Here is a 21,885-nt window from a genome sequence, read left to right as displayed (position 1 = left end):
CTCTATGAAATCAAAAAAATTTAAGCTCTCTCCTTCGGGTAGGCTTGCGGCATCTTTAGCGATTATTTTCGTATCATTAAATGCATATGCTGGCGGTATTGTTCCTGATGCTGGTAACCAAGGGCCTAATGTTTCATCTGTCAACGGTGGCACTCAGGTAATCAACATTGTCACGCCAAATAGTGAAGGTATTTCTCATAACCAATATCAAGATTTTAATGTCAATAAACCGGGTGCTGTTTTTAACAACGCCTTAGAAGCAGGACAATCTCAACTTGCTGGTCAATTAAATGCCAATAGTAATTTAAATGGGCAAGCTGCTTCTTTAATTTTAAATGAGGTTGTTAGTCGTAACCCTTCATTCTTGTTAGGTCAGCAAGAAGTCTTTGGTATCGCGGCGGAATATGTCCTTTCTAACCCTAATGGCATCACTTGTGATGGTTGTGGTTTTATCAATACAAGTCGCTCTTCGTTAGTGGTAGGTAATCCACTGTTTGAGAATGGAGAGTTAAAAGGATATAGCACGCTTAATAATACTCATTTACTTTCTATAGGGAAAAACGGATTACAGACACCGGGTCTTTTAGATTTAATCGCACCACGTATTGATAGCAGAGGAAAGATAACTGCGGCTGAAATTTCAGCATTAACAGGTCAAAATACGTTCTCTCAGCGTTTTGATATTCTTTCATCACAAAAACCGACTTCTGCATTAGACAGCTACTTCTTTGGTAGTATGCAATCTGGACGTATTCGTATTATTAATACTGCGGAAGGTAGTGGCGTTAAGTTAACAGGTAAATTCGTTGCTGATAATGAGTTAAGCGTTAAAGCTGATAATATTCAAACGGATAGCCAAGTCCGTTACGATAGTTTCGACAAGGATGGCAGTGAAAATTACCAAAATTATCGTGGCGGAATTGCCGTTAATAATAGTGGCTCTAGTCAAACACTAACAAAAACAGAGTTAAAAGGTAAAAATATTACGTTAGTTGCTGATAATAAAAACCAAATCAAAGCCTCTGATTTAATGGGCGATGATATTTTATTGCAAGGCGCTCATTTAACCGTTGATGGCAAACAACTACAGCAAAAAGAGACTGATACTGATAATCGCTGGTTCTATTCTTGGCAATATGATGTCACGAAAGAAAAAGAGCTAGTACAGCAAGTTGGTAGCCATATTGATGCAAAGAACAACGTCACACTGGCAGCAACTCAAGGTGATGTCACTCTCGAAGGTGCCAAAATTAATGCGGGTAACACACTGGCAATTAATGCTAATCAAGATATCAATATCAACGGATTAGTTGAGAAAGAAAACCGCAGTGAAAATGGATACAAACGTAACCATACTTCTCGCTTAGAGACAGGAAGTTGGAGCAATAGCCATCAAACAGAAACCTTAAAAGGCAGTGAGTTAACTGCGGGTAAAACGCTGGGTTTAAATGCTGAAGGCTCAGTTACTGCTCAAGGTGCAAAATTACATTCTAATGAGAATGTTGTTGTTAACGCTAAAGAGAATATCAATCTTAATGTTCAAAATACCAACAATGATAAAACAGTAACCGACAATCATGTCGTTTGGGGTGGTATCGGCGGTGGTAATAATAAGAACAATAACAATAAACAAGAAGTCAGTCATTCAACACAATTGACTGCTGATGGACAACTGTTACTTGCAGCAGATAACAGTGTCAAAATCACAGGTAGTCAAGTCAAAGGCAATCAAGGTGCCTTTGTTAAAACGACTCAAGGCGATGTTGTTATTGATAATGCGATCAGCGAAACCATCACTAAAACAGATGAACGTACAGGTACTGCATTTAACATTACTAAAAACTCCCACAAGAATGAAACTAATCAACAGCATTCAATAGGTAGTGAATTAGTTTCTGATGCGCAGTTAATGGTTGTCAGTGGCAAAGATGTCAATGTCATCGGTAGCTTAATTAAAAGCGCTGATGAATTAGGTATTGAATCTTTAGGTGATATCAACGTTAAATCGGCACAGCAAACCACGAAAATCAATGATGAAAAAACATCTTTAGAAATCACTGGTCATGCTAAAGAAGTTGAAGACAAACAATATAGTGCTGGTTTTCATATCACTCATACATCCAATAAAAACAATAGCACTGAGACTGAGCAAGTCGGATCTACTCTCAGTGGTGGCAGTGTTAAAGTTCAAGCAGATAAAGATGTCACTTTTGCAGGTTCTGATTTAAAAACAACAGCAGGTAATGCCACTGTTTCTGGTGATAATGTTGCCTTTGTTTCAACAGAAAACAAAAAAGAGACTGACAGTACCGATAGAACCATTTCAGGTGGCTTTAGCTATACCGGTGGTGTTGATAAGATCGGTAGTAAAGCTGATTTCCAATATGACAAACAGCATACAACAACTGATATCACCAAAAATAAAGGTAGCGAAACTCACGTTGCGGGTGATTTAACTATCTCTGCAAACAATGATGTAACGCATCAAGGTGCATCACACAACGTTGATGGTGCATATAAAGAGTCAGGTGAAAATATCAATCATCTTGCTGCAAATGACAGTGCAACATCTAAAACCGATACTTTAAATATCGGTGTCGATGTGGGTGTTAATCTTGATTATAGTGGTGTTACTAACCCCATTAAGAAAGCCGTTGAAGAGGGTGTTGATGCTGCTAATCCAGACAGCAACAAAGGTATTGATAAAAAAGTAACCTTTAAAGATGCCATTAGTAATCTTGCTAACTTAAGTAGCTTAGAAGCGCCTAACGTAGGCGTTGAAGTTGGGGTGAAAGGTGGCGGTAGCCAGAAATTACAAAACGATACCCAAGCGGTTTCAACCTCAATTACTGCCGGTAAAATTAATACTGACAGCAATAACACCTTACATGACCAAGGAACTCATTATCAATCAACCCAAGGTGATGTTGCGCTAACTGCTAACACTCATACTAGTGAAGCTGCGCAAAATAAACACCAAGAGTCCTTCCATGAAACAACGGGAGGGGGACAAGTTGGTGTCAGTACCAAAACAGGCTCAGACATTACTGTAGCAATTAAAGGTGAAGGTAAAACCACTGACACTAGTTTAACGACAACAAAAGCTGAAAGTAGCCAATTTAACTCAGCAGGCAATATCAATATTAATGTACATGAAGATGCACATTATGAAGGTGCTAAGTTTGATGCTCAAAATGGTAAAACGGTCATTAATACTGGGGGCGATTTAACGCTTGTACAAGCAACAGATACTCATACTGAAAGCCAACATAACGTGAATGGTAGCGCAAACCTAAAAGTAGGTACAACACCAGACAGTAAAGATTATGGTGGTGGCTTTAAAGCAGGTGGAGCAAATCATCAAAAAGATCAAACAACAGCACAAGCAGGATCTGTAAATGGTTCTCAAGGTATCGAGCTAAATTCAGGCCACAATCTAACGTTACAAGGTACACATGTTACCAGTGAAAACGATGTCGCTTTAACGGCAACGAATAAGGTTGATTTCCAATCTACTGAATCTCAACGTACTGAAACAGGTAAAAACCTATCGGGTGGATTACAAGCAGGCTTTGGTCAAAAAGCAGGAGATAAATCATCTTCTGTCAATGGGTTAGGTGGCGCTGAATTTGCTATTGGCAAGCAAGATGAGAAGAGTGTTTCTCGTGAAGGTGGAACCATTGCTAACCAAGGTAATTTAACTGTTAACGGTAGCTCGGTTAATCTTCAAGGTACTAAAGTTAATAGCAAAGATACGCAATTAACCTCTCAATCTGGTGATACTACGCTGACATCTGCACAATCCACGGATTACAAAAATAATTGGGGTACTGATATCTCTTTAAATGGCAAGCAAACCAATACGACGCCAAAAGAAGTGACTGAAGAAAACCCAGCAACCTCTATCCATGATATTGGTGGTAAAGTTTTAGTCAACGTCGAAGATCAACAAAAATCCACACACCAAAATGCTTCAGTAGAAACAGGCACATTAACTGTAAATAGCGACAAAAATTTCGCTCTTTCTGGTGCAAATATTTCTGCGAATAATGTAACGGGTAATGTGGACGGCGACTTTACAGTAACTAGCCAGAAAGACAGTGATCGTCATGTTAGTGTTGATGTCAATGTTGGCTATAACCACAACAATGATCCTAAATCTAGTCAAGTTGATAAAACAGCCAAGGCAGGTGGATCATTATTAGAAGATACGATCAAAGAGACCATTGATTCAGGTATTAAATCTGCAACAGATGTTATCTCTGATAAATACCATTCACTTTCTTCCACTATCGCAGATAAAACCGGTATCAGTGGCGAGACAAAAGCCAAAATTGATAAAGGTGTTGGCACTGTGGGTAACGGTATCAAAAATATCGTAACTGGCGCTGAAGGTCATACAGCCAATGCGGATATTAAAGTTTCTCATATTGATAATGATGCAGTTACTCAAACTACAACCTTAACAAGCAAAAATGATATTTCATTAAACGTAAGTGGTACAACTAAGCTTACAGGCGCTGAAATTAAAAGTGAGCAAGGTCAGGTTGATTTAGGCGGTAGTAACGTTCAATTAAACAATATTGAAGGTCATCAATACGAAGCAGGTGCAGACCTTGATCTGAAATCATCAGCCGTTGATTTAGTGAAACAACTGGCAGGTGGTGACTTATCATTAAAATCACCAGTTAAAGTGAATGAAACTGTAAACACAAAATCGTCTATTTCTGAAAAATAGTAGACACTCCATAAAAGAGTAATGCCTATTCTTTTGTAAGCCAAACCCGCTTGTTATCACAATAAGCGGGTTTTTTATTTCTCTATCTTATTCTTTCTTATTTCAGATAATTTACCGTTCTTTAATCTTTAAATAAAATACAAAGCACAACAATAAGAATATAATCAATTGAATTAAAAGAAAAATAACCATTAAAAATAAAAAAACAAATCATGATATAAGCCTTGACCTTCCCCTAATGGTAAAGCCTAAGCTTTATCTCATACCATATTTAAGAGGGGATTTTTGATGAACACTAAGACTACGTTGTCCTCTGCCAATCGGCTGAGTTTACCTGTTGAAGGTATGACATGTGCATCATGTGTGGGTCGTGTCGAGCGTGCATTAAAAGCAGTACCCGAAATACAAGATGCTGTTGTGAATCTTGCTACTGAGCGGGCCGATATCATATTTACAAGTACACCTAATCCTGCAATTGCAGTCAGTGCTATTGAAAGCTCAGGCTATAAAGTACCTGAAGCTATCACTGAACTTGCCATTGAAGAAATGACTTGTGCATCTTGTGTGGGTCGTGTTGAAAAAGCATTAGCACAAGTTCCTGGAGTATTAGAAGCCACCGTTAACCTTGCTACTGAACGTGCCCGTGTACGTCATTTGTCAGGTGTCGTTTCTATCACTGATTTAGAAGTTGCCGTGGTACATGCTGGCTATAAACCTCGCCGTTTATCGGATAATCCTGCTAATACGCGAGATGTAGGAGAGGAACGTCGCGAAAAAGAAGCACGCTCGTTACGCCGAGCATTACTTATTGCGACTATTTTTACCCTGCCTGTCTTTATGATTGAAATGGGTTCACACTTTATTCCCGGAGTACACAGCTGGGTAACCCAAACTTTAGGGCAACAACTTAATTGGTATATTCAATTTATCCTTGCCACGATAGTTATGTTTGGCCCTGGTTTACGATTTTTCCAAAAAGGAATACCTGCATTATTACGGGGTGCTCCCGATATGAACTCATTAGTGTCTGTTGGTACAGCCGCCGCTTACGGCTATTCAGTAGTATCAACCTTTATTCCTCACGTCTTACCTGCGGGCACAGCCAATATCTATTTTGAAGCCGCTGTTGTGATTGTCACCTTGATCTTGTTAGGAAGAACGCTTGAAGCAAAAGCCAAGGGGAATACGTCTCAAGCCATTAAGCGTTTAGTCGGCTTGCAAGCAAAGACTGCCCGAGTTTCACGCAATGGTGAAAGCGTAGAAATCCCTCTTGATCAAGTTGTCATGGGGGATATTGTTTTTGTTCGCCCTGGTGAAAAAATACCCGTTGATGGTGAAATTGTTGACGGTCGCTCTTATGTTGATGAGAGTATGATAACAGGCGAGCCTGTACCTGTATCGAAAGAGATTGGCTCTGAAGTTGTCGGTGGAACCATCAATAAAACAGGTGCTTTTAATTTTAAAGTCACCAAAGTTGGCTCCAATACCGTATTGGCACAAATCATTCGTTTAGTGGAAGAAGCGCAAGGCTCTAAACTTCCTATTCAAGCACTAGTTGATAAAGTCACCATGTGGTTTGTGCCCGCAGTGATGTTAGGCGCAACCATCACCTTCTTTATTTGGTTAGCTTTTGGCCCAGAGCCCGCATTAACATTTGCACTGATTAATGCTGTTGCCGTGTTAATCATTGCTTGTCCATGTGCTATGGGATTAGCCACCCCCACTTCAATTATGGTAGGTACTGGTCGCGCTGCTGAGTTGGGTATTCTTTTTCGTAAAGGCGAGGCCTTACAAGCATTACGTGATGTGGATGTTGTCGCCCTTGATAAAACCGGCACATTAACAAAAGGTCGTCCTGAATTAACGGATTTAATTCCAGCAAAAGGTTTTGAATATAACGAAGTCTTAGGCCTTGTTGCCGCTATTGAAACTTATTCTGAACATCCTATTGCAGAAGCTATTGTCAATGCAGCTAAAGAGGCTGAATTAACTCTCGCAATGGTTGAAAATTTCGAGGCGGTTCCGGGATTTGGTGTTAGTGCAACAGTTGGTGGAAGAACGGTATCCGTCGGTGCTGATCGTTTTATGAAACAATTAAGTTTGGATGTCAGTCACTTTACCTCATCAGCAAAAAATTTGGGTGAACAAGGTAAAAGCCCACTGTATGCCGCCATTGATGGGCGTCTTGCTGCCATTATTGCAGTTGCAGATCCGATTAAAGAAACAACCCCTGAGGCGATCAAAGCTTTACATGGTTTAGGCCTAAGAGTTGCCATGATCACGGGTGATAACGAAGCGACGGCAAAAGCCATTGCTAAGCAGTTAGGTATTGATGAAGTTGCGGCTGAAGTGCTTCCTGATGGAAAAGTCGAAGCCTTAAAACAATTTAGCCATAAAGGTGCTAAAGTGGCTTTTGTTGGTGATGGTATCAATGATGCACCAGCCCTTGCACAAGCCGATGTTGGCTTAGCGATTGGTACAGGAACTGATGTTGCTATTGAAGCCGCTGATGTCGTATTAATGTCGGGTGATTTACGAGGTGTTGTTGATGCTATTTCATTAAGCCAAGCAACCATCCGTAATATCAAACAAAACTTATTCTGGGCATTTGCTTATAACGCTTTATTAATTCCAGTAGCCGCAGGCATGCTCTATCCCATTAATGGGATGCTACTTTCACCCATATTTGCCGCAGCGGCAATGGCGCTTTCAAGTGTGTTTGTATTAGGTAACGCATTGAGGCTAAAACGTTTTCAAGCCCCAATGAAAGTCCATTAAAACAACCTTTATTCTCTTTATAGCCAGACTTAAGTGAGTCTGGCTCAATATTATAAAGCAACTATATTATAGAAAGAGCACTTCATTTTCAGAGAAGGAGAGCATGATGAATATTGGTCAAGCAGCAAAAAAGTCCGGTATTTCAAGCAAAATGATCCGTTATTATGAGCAGATTGGCTTAATTCCAAAAGCCATTCGCACCGATGCAGGCTATCGCGATTATAGTGAAGCGGATGTAGCTTGTTTTCGTTTTATTCGCCATTCACGTGCACTGGGTTTTTCAACAGAACAAATATCAACATTATTGGTTTTATGGAATAACGGAGAGCGAGCCAGTGCAGATGTAAAGTTGATCGCGATTTCTCATATTGAAGAGCTTAACCGCAAAATAGCTGAACTGCAGAGAATGACACAAACATTAGAGCATCTAGCAAAAGATTGCCAAGGCGATAATAATCCAGACTGTCCAATTATTGCGGGGTTAGCTGAACCTAAACAATTGCCAGAAAAAAAAATAACTAAAAGTCATCTTTCTCCTCTTCGTTCTTCAATCTAGTTTATTCGCTGTAAAAAAAGCCCGCTTATCACTAAGCGGGCATTCTATTTTAATCGACTAATAAAATAGTCATCATCATAAAGTGATCAATTAACCTAATTGTCCATGACAATGTTTAAATTTCTTACCCGAACCACAAGGACAAGGTTCATTACGACCTACCTTTTTACCTGCCGCAACTTGACCATCGACCGCTGACATTTGAGATTCTTTTGTCACTTCATGGCTTAATTGCTGTTGTTTTGCTAGACGTTCAGCCTCTTCACGACGACGACGTTCTAATTCTTCAACTTCTTCAGGTAAACGAACCTGTACTTTGCTTAATGTGCTGATCACTTCATATTTCAGTGATTCCAGCATACTCGCAAACATCGCGAATGATTCACGTTTGTACTCTTGTTTTGGATCTTTTTGCGCGTAACCACGTAAGTGGATACCTTGACGTAAATAATCCATCGCAGCCAAGTGCTCTTTCCACAGAGAATCCAGCGTTTGTAACATCACGCCTTTTTCAAAGTTACGCATCATCTCAGCACTCACGACTTCTTCTTTTGCTTTATAGACTTCGATAGATTTTTCTAAAATACGCTCACGTAATGTTTCTTCATGTAATTCAGGCTCTTTATCTAACCATTCTTTGATTGGTAAATGTAAATCAAAGTCTTTTTGTAAGCATGATGTTAGGCCTTCAATATCCCACATTTCTTCGAGTGATTGAGGTGGAATATAGTTGTCGATTACCGTAGTGAAGACATCTTGACGAATACTGTCAATTGTTTCACTGACATCACCCACATCCAACAACTCATTACGCTGAGAGTAAATTGCACGGCGCTGATCACTCGCTACATCATCATAATCAAGTAATTGTTTACGAATATCAAAGTTGCGGTTTTCCACTTTGCGTTGTGCATTAGCAATCGCTTTAGTTACCCATGGATGTTCAATTGCTTCTGTTTCATTCATACCTAATTTACGCATCATGCCAGAGACTTTATCTGAGGCAAAAATACGCATTAAGGAGTCTTCCATTGATAAATAGAAGCGAGAAGAACCTTCATCTCCTTGACGGCCCGCACGACCACGTAACTGGTTATCAATACGACGAGATTCATGACGTTCAGTACCGATGATATGTAAACCACCTGAAGCTAATACTGCATCATGACGCTCTTTCCATTTTGCTTTGACTTCTTCAATTTGTTCTTCAGTAGGTTCTTCAAGTTTAGCTAATTCTGTTTGCCAACTACCACCTAACACGATATCGGTACCACGACCTGCCATGTTAGTTGCAATAGTAACAGCAGAAGGTAAGCCTGCATTAGCAATAATGTCAGCTTCCATTGCGTGGAATTTTGCATTCAGCACGTTATGGTGAACATTAGCTTTCGTTAATGCATTCGAAATTTCTTCTGATTTTTCAATTGAAATGGTACCTACAAGAACAGGTTGGCCATTTTTAGTCCGCTCACGAATATCTTCAATAATGGCTGCAAATTTACCTTGCTCATTCATATACACTAAGTCAGGGAGATCTTTACGTACCATTGGGCGGTTAGTTGGGATAACAATGGTTTCTAAACGATAAATAGAGTTAAATTCAAACGCTTCAGTATCCGCAGTACCCGTCATCCCTGCTAATTTTTCGTATAAACGGAAATAGTTCTGGAAAGTGATTGATGCTAGTGTTTGGTTCTCATTCTGGATTTTTACACCTTCTTTTGCTTCAACCGCTTGGTGTAAACCATCCGACCAACGACGACCTTGCATTGTACGGCCTGTATGCTCGTCCACAATGATAACTTCGCCATCTTTAACAATGTAATCAACATCTTTAGTAAATAATGCATGCGCACGTAATGCTGCTGTTACATGGTGCATTAGCATGATATTTGCGGGTGAATATAAAGATTCCCCTTCTTTCATCATGCCTGCTTCTGCTAATAACCCTTCAATTTTAACCAGACCGCGTTCTGTGATATTGACTTGACGCGATTTTTCATCAACAGAATAATCCCCTTCGCCTTGGAAAGTATCTGAATCTTCTTTTTCTTGAGAAACCAAATGAGGAATAACTTTATTCATTTGGATATAAAGTTCAGAACTGTCTTCTGCTGGGCCTGAAATGATAAGAGGTGTACGTGCTTCATCGATTAAGATTGAGTCAACCTCATCCACTAAAGCATAGTGTAATTTACGCTGAACACGTTCTTGTGGGCTAAATGCCATGTTGTCACGCAGATAATCGAAACCAAATTCATTGTTAGTTCCGTAAGTAATATCAGCATTATAGGCTTCACGTTTTACTGGTGGCGCCATATTTGGTAAGTTGATACCGACACTTAATCCTAAAAATTCGAATAATGGACGGTTGTTTTCGGCGTCACGCTGTGCCAAGTAGTCATTGACGGTAACAACGTGTACCCCTTTACCTGATAGTGCATTTAAATACGCAGGTAATGTTGCCGTTAAGGTTTTACCTTCACCTGTACGCATTTCTGCAATACAGCGCTCATTAAGCACCATACCACCAATTAACTGGACGTCGAAGTGACGCATACCAAATACACGTTTACTGGCTTCACGTACTGTTGCAAACGCTTCGGGTAAAATATCTTCTTCTTTTTCACCCTTATTTAAGCGCTCGCGAAATTCATTTGTTTTTGCTTTTAGTTCGTCATCGGTTAATTTTTCAAATTCTGGTTCTAATTTATTAATATCAACAACTACTTTACGCATACGACGAATAGAACGGTCATTACGACTACCAAAAATTTTAGTTACAATTTTACCTAACATAAATCTTTATTCTCATTTATAGCGCGATTACGCCGAAAACAGCCTCTGTTTTATCGACCAACAGAGATAATCATAATCTTATTAGATTAAGTGACTTCTTTACGCTGTTAGGTAAGGTCCTGCACGAATACCACGGATTTGAGCCAGCCATAATCCGGTATGATAGGAAGGGATAATCTGTGTTAAAGCATAACCAGAAAGGGGAAAATGGGTTAATGCTGATGAAGAAGTGTCTGTGAGTAAAGCATACAGAGTATCAAGCATGACCTCTGCAACATTAGAAACAGGAGACGGCTCATCTTTGGCTTTTACCATCAATTCAGGAGAATTAATGGTGAATGCAAAAGAAAGCTGCTTAATCACATTTTTTACAGCATGCTGTTGCCAGTAATTAAAGGTGAAGGATGAAGCAGGATTTTGTACACTCTGACGTAGAAATAAATTATCAAACGCAATAAGTGCTTGGCTTTGGCGATTTTGAGATGAAGGAGTGTCTGTTTGTGGTGGATTTTCGGCATGAGCAGACAACAGCGAAGGTATTCCAATACCTGCTGCTACCATCCCTAAAAGCAAATGCGACCAAAAATATCGCCTGCCAAATTGTCGCCAAAAACTTATAATACTCATTAACCTTCGTTGCTCATTAATTTTTATTTTGTGGAGTCAAAATCTATGCGGGATAGCTACCCACAATCATTGGAAAAAATCTTCGTCGAACTAGAGGGTTCCAATAAAAGTACATTACAACTTATACAACAGCGTGCAACGATTTTACTAAAATTAAATCGTGCCGTCATGGCTCTTTTGCCTGTTCCTTTACAAGATAAATGCCGTGTCGCAAATTACCGCAATGCTATTTTAATTATTGAAGTCACAAACGCAAGCTGGTTAACACGATTACGTTATGAAACACCGTCATTACTTTCTGCATTGAGACAAGAAATTTTACCATCCTTATCTTCAATAGACATCAAAATAAATCCGGCTTTAGGAATAAAACAGGAAAAAAGATCTTTAATATCATCATTAAAAGAGCAAGAGCCCAAAAAGAAACGCCACTTAAGTTTAGAAAGTGCTCAATCATTGAAATATTTGGCTGAGAAAAGTCCGAAGAAGTTAAGAGAAAAATTAGAACGGTTGGCTGCACTTGCCGGAGAGAGTACAAGTACAGCCAAAGATGAACGTTAATTAGAGGTAATTAACGTGCTTTCCTTCACAGGATTAAGCAAAAACCATTGAGGGTGCTTTGAATGCCACAGGCATTTGAGCTTCGTCTTCAAAGGTGACGAATTCCCACGCAGACTCTTTTGCTAATACAGCTTGGAGTAATTTATTGTTTAGTGCATGACCTGATTTAAACGCGGTGAATTCACCGATAATATTATAGCCACACATAAATAAATCACCGATTGCATCCAACATTTTGTGACGAACAAATTCATCTTCAAAACGTAGACCGTCGTCGTTGAGAACACGATAGTCATCAACCACAATCGCACAATCGAAGCTTCCGCCTAAACACAATCCTTTAGATTGCAAATATTCGATATCACGCATAAACCCAAAAGTACGAGCACGACTAATTTGGCTCATGAAAGATTCTGCGGAGAAATCTAATTTATAACGCTGTGTACTTGCATCAATGGCTGGGTGATTAAAATCGATAGTAAAATCTAATTTAAACCCGTTATATGGACGCATTTCTGCCCATTTGTCGCCATCTTCAACACGTACTGTTTCTTTGATGCGAATGAATTTCTTCGCAGTACGAAGTTCTTCGATACCAGCATCAAGCAACAAGAAAACAAAAGGTGCCGCACTTCCATCCATAATTGGAATTTCAGGTGCATTCACTTCAATTACAATATTATCAATGCCTAAACCAGCCAGTGCTGCGTTTAAATGCTCAACGGTTGATATACGCACATCGTCTTCATTAACTAAGCAAGTACATAGCATAGTGTCACGAACTGATTTTGCGTCTGCTGGAAAATCCACCGGTGGATTTAAGTCAGTACGACGGTAGATGACCCCAGTGTTTGCTGGCGCCGGACGCATTGTAAGCGTAACTTTTTTACCCGTGTGAAGTCCCACACCAGTTGCTTGTACAATTCGTTTTAATGTCCGTTGTTTGATCATCATTTTATCTCGCAATGTTATCCGTCCTACCAATCATTATACTTATAATTGGCAGGACAGTTTAGCACAAAAAGCGGAGATGCCAATCTTTTTGGCGATTAATCAGCCTGTTTTCTCAGGAACGCAGGGATATCTAAATAATCGGGCTCTTTGTTCGCCTGAGTAGATTGCTCGTTAACGGCTTTCGCTGCTGGCTTGCTTTCTTCTACTGCAGTAAAAGAAGACATGCTATTTTGCATTTGCTGATAACGATTCTCCATTGCGTTCTGCTGATTTTGCTTATTTGTTACCAGCGTAATTTCTGGACGTTTGTCCATGCCGATACCTGTTGCAACAACAGTAACACGCAATTCATCATTCATTTCTGGGTCAAGGGATGTACCGATAACCACCGTCGCGTTGTCTGATGCAAATGCACGAATGGTATTACCCACTGTTTCAAATTCATCAAGACGTAAGTCAAAGCCTGCGGTAATGTTGACTAATACACCACGCGCACCAGACAGGTCGATATCTTCCAATAATGGACTTGAAATCGCCATTTCTGCTGCTTCTTCAGCGCGATCTTCACCTTTAGCTGCACCCGAGCCCATCATGGCATAACCCATTTCGGACATCACGGTTCTTACGTCAGCAAAGTCAACGTTCATTAAACCAGGGCGAGTGATTAGCTCAGCGATACCTTGAACTGCACCTTTTAATACATCATTTGCTGCGCCAAACGCATCTAATAATGAAATACCACGACCCAGTACTTTTAAGAGTTTGTCATTAGGAATAGTGATTAATGAGTCAACATGTTTTGATAACTCAGTAATGCCTTGTTCCGCAAATGCCATACGCTTTTTGCCTTCAAAATTAAAAGGCTTAGTCACAACAGCAACGGTCAAAATACCTAATTCTCTCGCTACTTCTGCAACCACTGGCGCTGCCCCGGTACCTGTACCACCACCCATACCGGCAGCAATAAAGACCATATCAGCACCTTCAAGCGCTGCGCGCAACGCTTCACGATCTTCTTCTGCAGCATTACGACCCACTTCAGGATTTGCACCTGCACCTAAGCCTTTCGTAATGGCATTACCAATTTGGATAGTTTGTCCAACTGCTGTTTTGCGTAACGCTTGAGCATCCGTATTGACTGCAAAGAAATCTACGCCTTCAATACGTTCACGAACCATGTGCTCAACCGCATTACCGCCGCCGCCGCCAACGCCGATGACTTTGATCACCGCATCGTTGGTTAATTCCATAGGTTCAAACATAATTTCTCTCCGTTTTGTGCCTTCTCAGGGCCGCTTGCTCAAACGACCTCTTTTTAAATTTGTCTGATTATCAAAACTCTCTTTTGAGCCAACCGGTCAGTTTCTTAAACAAACCGCTGACAGCCGAGCGTTTTTCGGTTTCAGTTTCCTCACCAAAGTGGGATTCTTTACCATAATGCAAGAGCCCAACTGCTGTTGAATAGTAGGGATCCTGCGCATAATCTGTTAGCCCGGTAATATTTAACGGTTTACCGATCCGTACTTGCGTGTGAAAAACACGTTGAGCACATTCAACAAGTCCATCAATCTGTGCAGCACCACCTGTTAGCACGATACCTGCGGCTAAATGATGCTTAATCCCTTGCTGGCGTAGTTGTTCTTGAACTTTTAAAATCTCTTCATTAACAAGATTGAGCAGTTCGGTGTAACGAGGCTCAATCACCTCAGCAAGAGTTTGTCGTTGCAGACTTCTTGGTGGTCTGCCTCCGACACTAGGAACCTCAACATTTTCATCTTTACCGACTAAAGAACCCAATGCACAACCATGGCGAACTTTGATCGCTTCAGCATCATTTGGGGGTGTACCAAACGCGTAAGCAATATCACTGGTCACCACATTGCCAGCATAAGGAATCACGCGAGTATGTCTTAATGCTCCACCGGTATAAATTGCGATATCCATCGTACCGCCACCAATATCAACAACACACACACCTAACTCACGTTCATCTTCTGTCAATACAGCGAAACTTGAAGCCAGTCCCGCAAAAATCAGTTGATCCACTTTTAACCCACAGCGTTCAACTGCTTTTACAATATTCTTTGCCATATCGTTATGGCAGGTAATCAGATGTACTTTAGCCTGCATACGTACACCCGATAATCCAACAGGGTTTTTAATCCCTTCTTGATAATCAATGGCATACTCTTGTGGGATAACATGTAAAACACGGTGTTCATCTTTTACTTTGACGGATTTTGCGGTGTGAACCACGCTATCAACATCATCTTGTGTCACTTCTTCTTCTGAAATAGGCACCATACCAATTTCATTTTGGCAACTGATATGTTTGCCTGATAACGCCAAATATACTGAAGAAATTTGACAATCAGCCATTAACTCAGCCTGATCTACCGCCCGTTGCACACATTTCACGACGGATTCGAGATCGTTAACACCACCTTTATCCATGCCTCGTGATGGGCAACTTCCCACCCCGATAATATTCACTACACCGTCAGGCAGGATCTCACCGACAAGGGTGGCTACTTTGGCCGTACCAATCTCAAGACCAACTACTAATTTTCTGTCCGTCGCTTTGATCATTATTGTTCTGCCTTCGCCTTCATCGTGTCATCTGCCACGTCTTGTTTATTCATTCTCAAGTAATAAAGGAGCCCATCCGACTGCACCACCACTGTCATAACGCAGATCAACATAATCAACCCGTTTATCTGTTTGTTGTTGCAGTATCGGATACAACTCAATAAAGCGAGCGATCCGTTTTTCGTTATCCTTACGACCTAACTCCAATCGGACATCATTGTCTAAAACTAACTGCCATCCTTGACGTGCAGACATTGACGCTGCTTTTAAATTCAGATTACTGGCAAGAAGCTGATCCTTCATTGCAACATAACCTGACAACACCATTTTTTCACTTCCTTGAGGGCCATATAACAAAGGATAATTTCCCTTAGTTTCCAGTTGTATAGGCAGACTGAAAACTCGCCCTTCTTTATCAAGAAAGTAAGTATCATTCCAGCGGGTAAAGGGGACATACTCTACCAAATGGATTTTAAGTTCATCGGGCCACTGTTTACGTACAGTCACTTGCCTAATCCATGGCATACGCTCAATTTGTTGCTGAATGATATTCACGTCCTGTGTCATAAATGTGCCTGGCTGCCCTAACGACAAAATTGCCTGACGCACATCATCATTCGTTGTGTAATGCCGTTCACCCGTTAATACAAGTTTTGAAATAGGAAGGCGATTCACGTCTTTCATCCAATTAACAACTTGTATTCCCCCCCAGACAATGGTGGCAATCACACATAAGAAAAAGATTAATCCTGATAAATAAGTCCCATTACTCGGTCTGTCAGAATGAGGTTTCTCTTTATGTTCTTTTATATTTAGCGCTGCTTGTGACATTTTAACCCACTAGCTCCTGAGCAACGTTTAAACCAGAGAATCGCCCACCCTTTTGTCCGATATTCCTGCGATTAATACTTTTCCTACATATATATACTTCATGAACACATTTAGGTTTGATAATTAAATCACTAAATTGTTCAATATGTTGAGAATTATTTACTTTAAAAGAAGAAATTGCGAATTTTTCTACGTTTTTCTTACTTTTTAACTGAAATTTTTTCTCAACACGGATTTGAGCAAGCGAATTCCCGATCTTTTTTTTCGCTAAAATAGTGTTATTTTCTGCATAACACACCATCATTACAGTTGTTTGGTTAACCATTTCACCATAAATGATGTCCACTTGCTCAAACATCCGTCTTAATCCTCGCTTAAAGGTGGCTGTAGTTTCGTATCGGCTAAGCGACGTGCTATTTTACCAATATTTCCAGCACCTTGAACTAAAACAAGATCATTATCGGTTAATACACCTGCTAATATTGATGAAACACTGTCCATATCAGAAATCCAGATAGGATCTAGCTTGCCACGTTGGCGAATTGTTCGACAAAGTGAGCGACTATCTGCACCTGCTATAGGCGCTTCTCCCGCAGAATAAACATCTGTTAATAATAAAATATCAACTTGGTTGAGAACAGTCGCAAAGTCCTCATATAAATCACGTGTACGGGTATAACGATGCGGTTGGAAAATCATAACCAGACGCTTGTCTGGCCAACCAGCTCTTGCTGCTTTAATGGTTGCGTCAACTTCTGTTGGGTGATGCCCATAATCATCCACCAACATCACTTCACCATCTTGACCATTTACATGCTCAAGACCGTAATTTCCTAAGAAGTCAAAACGACGCCCTGTTCCTTGGAAATTAAGAAGTGCAGCTAAAATATGTTCGTCTGCAATGCCTTCTTCAGTAGCGACTGCGACTGCTGCTGTTGCATTTAACGCGTTATGACGCCCTGGCGCATTTAATACTACTTGTAAATCAGGCATATCTTCGCGAGAAATAGTGAAGAAACCTTGCGCCCCTTTTTGTTCATAATGCGTAATACGCACATCCGCATCTTCACTAAACCCATAAGTCGTAATGTAACGCCCCACTTTAGGAAGAATAGAGCGAATAACATCATCATCAAGACACATCACAGCACGGCCATAAAAAGGCAAATTGTGCAAAAAGGTAATAAAAGTCTCTTTGAGATTATCAAAGTTACCGTGATACGTATCCATATGATCGGCTTCAATATTTGTTACGACAGCCACCATGGGTTGTAAATGTAAAAATGAAGCATCACTCTCATCGGCTTCAGCAATTAAATAACGACTACATCCTAAACGAGCATGTGTGCCCGCTGATTTAACGAGTCCACCATTCACAAAAGTCGGGTCTAAACCCGCTTGCGCATAAATATTTGAAATCATTGCTGTCGTTGTCGTTTTACCGTGTGTTCCCGCAATGGCAACACCATGGCGATAACGCATTAATTCAGCCAGCATTTCAGCGCGACGGATAACCGGTATACGTGCTTCTCGTGCCGCAATAATTTCAGGATTTTCAGCACTGATTGCGGTAGAAACCACAACAACACTTGCGCCGCGAATATTTTCAGGGCGATGATTAAAATAGACGGTTGCACCTAAACCAACGAGCTGCTGTGTGACAACATTAGGTGCTAAATCAGAACCACTGATTTCATAACCTTCGTTAGCCAACACTTCTGCAATACCCCCCATACCCGCACCACCGATGCCGATAAAGTGAATATGCCTAACTTTTCTCATTTCAGGCACAAACGATCTTAATTTTGCCAGTTGTTGTGTATTCACTATTTACATCTTCACTCTAAGTTAATGGTTACAAGTTACGTTTATTTTTTTGCTACTTCGATTATCACATTCGCTACGCGTTCTGTAGCATCCGTAATCGCAACACTTTTTGCTTTTCCTGCCATTGCTAATAAGGTTTCTCTATCCCAATCGTTCAGGGTTTGTGCAATGACTTCTGGCGTTAAATCATTTTGTTCGATAATTCGCGCCGCACCTGCTTTTTCTAATGGCAGGGCATTCCAATATTGCTGTCTATCTTTGTGCTGAAAAGGAACAAAAATAGCGGGTAATCCCGCTGCGGCAATTTCACTGACTGTTAATGCACCTGAACGGCACACGACAACATCAGCCCATTGGTAAGCTTGCGCTATATCATCAATAAATTCAGTAACTTTATACTCAGATTTAACTGAATTTTTAGCTAATTCGTTCTGATAGCGTGTTTTTGTATCACTTTCGCCACCTTTTCCTGCTTGATGCCAGATTGTAACATGTTCACCAAGCAAACCAGCAACCACCGGTAAGGTATGATTTAAAACTCGAGCACCTTGGCTCCCCCCAATAATCAGTACACGAATGGGGCCAGTTCTCTCTTTTAATCGTACCAATGGTGCCTCAAGCGCTAATACATCTTCACGTACAGGATTACCAACAACAGGCGCTTTAGGAAATGCGCCCGGAAAAGCCTGTAATACACGCTTAGCAATTTTGGATAACCAGCGGTTTGTTAACCCTGCAATCCCATTTTGCTCATGCAAAATAACGGGAATGCCGCACAGCCAAGCCGCAATACCACCAGGACCAGAAACATACCCCCCCATGCCAAGAACGGCATCGGGTTGATAGCGTTTCATAATGGTACGTGCTTGAAGAGTTGCTTTAAAAATACGAATTGGCGCTGCTACTAAGGCTTTAATTCCTTTACCACGTAAGCCTGAAATACGAATAAATTCAATTTCAATACCGTGTTTGGGGACTAAATCGGCCTCCATTCTATCCGCCGTTCCTAACCATCGGATTTCCCAACCTTGGGATTGTAGATAATGAGCAACAGCTAGCCCAGGGAACACATGTCCACCGGTGCCACCTGCCATCACCATTAAACGGCGTCTACGCTCGCTCATTTCGGGCTCCTTACAAACGCCTGAGCTTGTGCTAGACGTGTTTCATAATCAATTCGTAATAACATCACGATGGCCGTTGACATAATAATCAAGCTCGAACCACCGTAACTAATAAGAGGAAGGGTTAATCCCTTTGTTGGCAACATGCCTGCTGCTGCGCCTACATTGACCAATGATTGGAATGTAAACCAGATCCCGATCGAACAGGCTAAAAAGCCTGAAAAACGTTGATCGAGGATCAATGCACGTCGCCCAATTTGCATTGCGCGAAAAGCGATGAAGAATACCATTAAAAGCACGAAAACCACACCGATATAACCAAGTTCTTCTGCCAAAATGGAGAAAATAAAGTCGGTATGAGCTTCCGGTAAATATTCCAGTTTTTGTACAGAGTTTCCTAGCCCTTGCCCCAATAAATCCCCTCGACCAAACGCCATGAGTGATTGTGTTAGCTGATAACCACTCCCAAAGGGATCTTCCCAAGGTTCTAAGAAAGAAGTAATGCGTCGAACACGGTAAGGCTCAACAATAATCAACATAACTACAGCCGCAATGCCTGAACCGATAATGGCTAAGAATTGCCAAATTTTAGCGCCCGCCAAAAATAAAAGTGCCAATGTTGTGACGAACAAAACAACCACCGTTCCTAAGTCTGGCTGTAACAACAGTAAAACAGCGAGCACTAACATAACGCCCATTGGCTTGCAGAAACCCCAAAAGTTGTTTCTGACTTCTTCCACTTTTCGAACTAAGTAGCTCGATAGATAACAAAATAATGCCAATTTGGATAATTCAGCAGGCTGGAAATTTAAAGGTCCTACGGCTATCCAGCGTGAAGCACCATTAACCGAACTTCCCACGCCTAATACCACTAATAAAAGCAGTATCGAACCAAAAAGCATTAAACTACTAAAACGTTGCCAAATAGCCATTGGGATGCGCATTGTAATTAACGCAATACAAAACGCGACAACAAGATAAATACCATCACGCTTTGCAAACAAGAAAGGATCTTCCGCAAGTCGTTGTCCCACGGGCATAGAGGCTGATGTCACCATCACAAAGCCGATAACCGCTAATCCGAAAGTAAACCAGAGCAAAGTGCGATCATAAGGCACAAATGCCGTATTCTCAGTTTGATAACTGCCCACCAGCCACTGTTTTAATCTTCGCATCGCGAATATGCTCATCAGCCAAGCTCCCTTGCTAAACGGGCAAATTCATCACCACGTTGCTCAAAACATTTAAACTGATCTAAGCTGGCACAAGCGGGTGAAAGTAACACCATATCGCCTGATTTAACGGTAGGTGCTAATGCACGCATCGCTTCTTCCATGGTCACTGTTAGTAACGAAACATCAGGTCGTAAATTTGCCAGCGCTTGTCCATCTTGTCCAAAGCAATAAAGGCGAATATTGTCACCACTGATATAAGGCAATAGTGAAGTGAAATCGGCTGATTTCCCATCACCGCCTAATAGAAGGTGCAGCGTTCCTTCAACTTCTAAGCCTCGTAAAGCGGCTTCCGTACTCCCCACATTGGTTGCTTTAGAATCATTTATCCAACGCACATTTTGATGCGAATAAACCAATTGGAAACGATGAGCAAGGCCGTGATACGTTTTCAATACTTCGATTGCAGCGTGACGAGAAATTCCTACCGCATCAGCAAGCGCCAATGCCGCTAACGCATTGGTATAGTTATGCTGCCCTGAAAGATACATCTCAGATGTTGAAAGAATTTTCTCACCATTTACTGTTAAGATACGATTGGTGTTATCCAATCGATAATCACCCTGTCCAATTCCAAAACTGATACAACGCATATCTTTGCCAGTCAGAGGTAAAGTTAATGCATCATCTTCGTTATAAACACAGGTCTTCGCGTTCTTATAAATATGTAATTTTGCTTCTCGGTATTGTTCTAATCCTAATGGATAGCGATTCATATGATCTTCGCTAATATTCAATACCGTTGCCGCAGCTGCTTTTAAGCTATACGTTGTTTCTAATTGGAAGCTTGATAGCTCGAGCACATAAAGATCGTAAGGCTCAGTTAATAAAGTCAGTGCAGGAACACCAATGTTGCCCCCCACACCAACCCGAATGCCATCCTTGTTTGCCATTTCTCCCACGAGCATGGTTACTGTGCTTTTACCGTTAGATCCTGTAATTGCGACAATAGGGGCTTTGGCTTCACGACAAAACAGCTCAATATCACCGACAATTTCAACACCATGATTGGCAGCTTCAACAAGTTCAGGCGTCGAAAGCGCAATGCCTGGGCTTGAGACAATTAAATCAGCATCGTTAAGCCATGCTTGGTGAAAACTTCCTGTGTGATATTCAACATCAGCAGGAAGTTTATCTAAACCTCCTGGGTGTTGGCGCGTATCGATCACTTTAGGTGTTACACCTTGGCGGATAAAAAAGTCAACGCAGGAAAGACCTGTTATTCCAAGCCCAACTACAACCACTTTTTTGCCCTGATAATTTGCCATT

At 41.0% G+C, this 21,885-nt stretch carries 15 protein-coding genes; 4 read left to right on the top strand and 11 right to left on the bottom strand.

The window, feature by feature from the left end; translation table 11 throughout:
• Positions 1–4 precede the first annotated feature (4 nt).
• From hpmA to cueR, 3 genes are all read left to right on the top strand, one after another.
• A complete protein-coding gene (gene hpmA / locus INT04_RS03120) occupies positions 5–4,738 on the top strand; it encodes a calcium-independent hemolysin HpmA (RefSeq protein WP_193014700.1) in 4,734 nt (1,577 codons plus the stop codon).
• Positions 4,739–5,026: 288 nt separating this feature from the next.
• Positions 5,027–7,516, top strand: coding sequence for a heavy metal translocating P-type ATPase (locus tag INT04_RS03115; protein ID WP_193014699.1), 2,490 nt, complete (start codon positions 5,027–5,029; stop codon positions 7,514–7,516).
• 106 nt (positions 7,517–7,622) lie between these two features.
• On the top strand, positions 7,623–8,072 hold the full coding sequence (gene cueR / locus INT04_RS03110; protein WP_193014698.1) for a Cu(I)-responsive transcriptional regulator: 450 nt from the start codon (positions 7,623–7,625) through the stop codon (positions 8,070–8,072).
• Positions 8,073–8,162: 90 nt separating this feature from the next.
• Here cueR and secA read toward each other — a convergent pair whose 3' ends face one another.
• Positions 8,163–10,871, bottom strand: a complete 2,709-nt coding sequence (secA, locus tag INT04_RS03105) for a preprotein translocase subunit SecA (protein ID WP_193014697.1) — start codon at positions 10,869–10,871, stop codon at positions 8,163–8,165.
• Between the two features lie 99 nt (positions 10,872–10,970).
• Complete coding sequence (secM, locus tag INT04_RS03100) at positions 10,971–11,498, bottom strand: secA translation cis-regulator SecM (protein WP_193014696.1); 528 nt, start codon at positions 11,496–11,498, stop codon at positions 10,971–10,973.
• Between the two features lie 45 nt (positions 11,499–11,543).
• Between secM and INT04_RS03095 the strand changes: the two genes are divergently transcribed.
• Positions 11,544–12,059, top strand: coding sequence for a DUF721 domain-containing protein (locus INT04_RS03095; protein ID WP_193014695.1), 516 nt, complete (start codon positions 11,544–11,546; stop codon positions 12,057–12,059).
• A 33-nt stretch (positions 12,060–12,092) separates the two neighbouring features.
• On the opposite strand, the gene lpxC is transcribed toward INT04_RS03095, so the two are convergent.
• The 9 genes from lpxC to murD all read right to left on the bottom strand — a co-directional run bounded on the left by lpxC (position 12,093) and on the right by murD (position 21,884).
• A complete protein-coding gene (gene lpxC, locus INT04_RS03090; protein WP_036913397.1) occupies positions 12,093–13,010 on the bottom strand; it encodes a UDP-3-O-acyl-N-acetylglucosamine deacetylase in 918 nt (305 codons plus the stop codon).
• 98 nt (positions 13,011–13,108) lie between these two features.
• The gene (gene ftsZ, locus INT04_RS03085) at positions 13,109–14,275 is read right to left on the bottom strand and encodes a cell division protein FtsZ (protein ID WP_193014694.1); all 1,167 of its coding nucleotides are present in this window, start codon (positions 14,273–14,275) and stop codon (positions 13,109–13,111) included.
• A gap of 70 nt (positions 14,276–14,345) precedes the next feature.
• Complete coding sequence (ftsA, locus tag INT04_RS03080; protein WP_006533748.1) at positions 14,346–15,602, bottom strand: cell division protein FtsA; 1,257 nt, start codon at positions 15,600–15,602, stop codon at positions 14,346–14,348.
• A gap of 45 nt (positions 15,603–15,647) precedes the next feature.
• On the bottom strand, positions 15,648–16,433 hold the full coding sequence (ftsQ, locus tag INT04_RS03075; protein WP_193014693.1) for a cell division protein FtsQ: 786 nt from the start codon (positions 16,431–16,433) through the stop codon (positions 15,648–15,650).
• Position 16,434: 1 nt separating this feature from the next.
• On the bottom strand, positions 16,435–16,791 hold the full coding sequence (locus INT04_RS03070; protein WP_193014692.1) for a hypothetical protein: 357 nt from the start codon (positions 16,789–16,791) through the stop codon (positions 16,435–16,437).
• Positions 16,792–16,796: 5 nt separating this feature from the next.
• Complete coding sequence (murC, locus tag INT04_RS03065) at positions 16,797–18,260, bottom strand: UDP-N-acetylmuramate--L-alanine ligase (protein WP_193014691.1); 1,464 nt, start codon at positions 18,258–18,260, stop codon at positions 16,797–16,799.
• Between the two features lie 41 nt (positions 18,261–18,301).
• Positions 18,302–19,384 carry an undecaprenyldiphospho-muramoylpentapeptide beta-N-acetylglucosaminyltransferase gene (gene murG / locus INT04_RS03060; protein ID WP_193014690.1) on the bottom strand — a complete coding sequence of 361 codons (1,083 nt, stop codon included), beginning with the start codon at positions 19,382–19,384 and terminating at the stop codon, positions 18,302–18,304.
• The gene (gene ftsW / locus INT04_RS03055) at positions 19,381–20,574 is read right to left on the bottom strand and encodes a cell division protein FtsW (protein WP_193014689.1); all 1,194 of its coding nucleotides are present in this window, start codon (positions 20,572–20,574) and stop codon (positions 19,381–19,383) included. The genes murG and ftsW overlap by 4 nt, the downstream gene beginning before the upstream one ends.
• Positions 20,574–21,884 carry a UDP-N-acetylmuramoyl-L-alanine--D-glutamate ligase gene (gene murD, locus INT04_RS03050; RefSeq protein ID WP_193014688.1) on the bottom strand — a complete coding sequence of 437 codons (1,311 nt, stop codon included), beginning with the start codon at positions 21,882–21,884 and terminating at the stop codon, positions 20,574–20,576. The genes ftsW and murD overlap by 1 nt, the downstream gene beginning before the upstream one ends.
• Position 21,885 lies beyond the last annotated feature (1 nt).

The organism is Proteus sp. FME41, assembly GCF_014897315.1.
GTDB lineage: Bacteria > Pseudomonadota > Gammaproteobacteria > Enterobacterales > Enterobacteriaceae > Proteus.
Note: the sequence above shows the minus strand (reverse complement) of the source record. Positions and strands in the feature narration are given on the sequence as shown.

What these genes read in the sequence shown, in the direction of transcription:
- hpmA (WP_193014700.1), top strand. Translation starts at nt 5, where the DNA reads ATGAAATCAAAAAAATTTAAGCTCTCTCCTTCGGGTAGGCTTGCGGCA.
- INT04_RS03115 (WP_193014699.1), top strand. Translation starts at nt 5,027, where the DNA reads ATGAACACTAAGACTACGTTGTCCTCTGCCAATCGGCTGAGTTTACCT.
- cueR (WP_193014698.1), top strand. Translation starts at nt 7,623, where the DNA reads ATGAATATTGGTCAAGCAGCAAAAAAGTCCGGTATTTCAAGCAAAATG.
- secA (WP_193014697.1), bottom strand. Translation starts at nt 10,871, where the DNA reads ATGTTAGGTAAAATTGTAACTAAAATTTTTGGTAGTCGTAATGACCGT.
- secM (WP_193014696.1), bottom strand. Translation starts at nt 11,498, where the DNA reads ATGAGTATTATAAGTTTTTGGCGACAATTTGGCAGGCGATATTTTTGG.
- INT04_RS03095 (WP_193014695.1), top strand. Translation starts at nt 11,544, where the DNA reads ATGCGGGATAGCTACCCACAATCATTGGAAAAAATCTTCGTCGAACTA.
- lpxC (WP_036913397.1), bottom strand. Translation starts at nt 13,010, where the DNA reads ATGATCAAACAACGGACATTAAAACGAATTGTACAAGCAACTGGTGTG.
- ftsZ (WP_193014694.1), bottom strand. Translation starts at nt 14,275, where the DNA reads ATGTTTGAACCTATGGAATTAACCAACGATGCGGTGATCAAAGTCATC.
- ftsA (WP_006533748.1), bottom strand. Translation starts at nt 15,602, where the DNA reads ATGATCAAAGCGACGGACAGAAAATTAGTAGTTGGTCTTGAGATTGGT.
- ftsQ (WP_193014693.1), bottom strand. Translation starts at nt 16,433, where the DNA reads ATGTCACAAGCAGCGCTAAATATAAAAGAACATAAAGAGAAACCTCAT.
- INT04_RS03070 (WP_193014692.1), bottom strand. Translation starts at nt 16,791, where the DNA reads ATGTTTGAGCAAGTGGACATCATTTATGGTGAAATGGTTAACCAAACA.
- murG (WP_193014690.1), bottom strand. Translation starts at nt 19,384, where the DNA reads ATGAGCGAGCGTAGACGCCGTTTAATGGTGATGGCAGGTGGCACCGGT.
- ftsW (WP_193014689.1), bottom strand. Translation starts at nt 20,574, where the DNA reads ATGAGCATATTCGCGATGCGAAGATTAAAACAGTGGCTGGTGGGCAGT.
- murD (WP_193014688.1), bottom strand. Translation starts at nt 21,884, where the DNA reads ATGGCAAATTATCAGGGCAAAAAAGTGGTTGTAGTTGGGCTTGGAATA.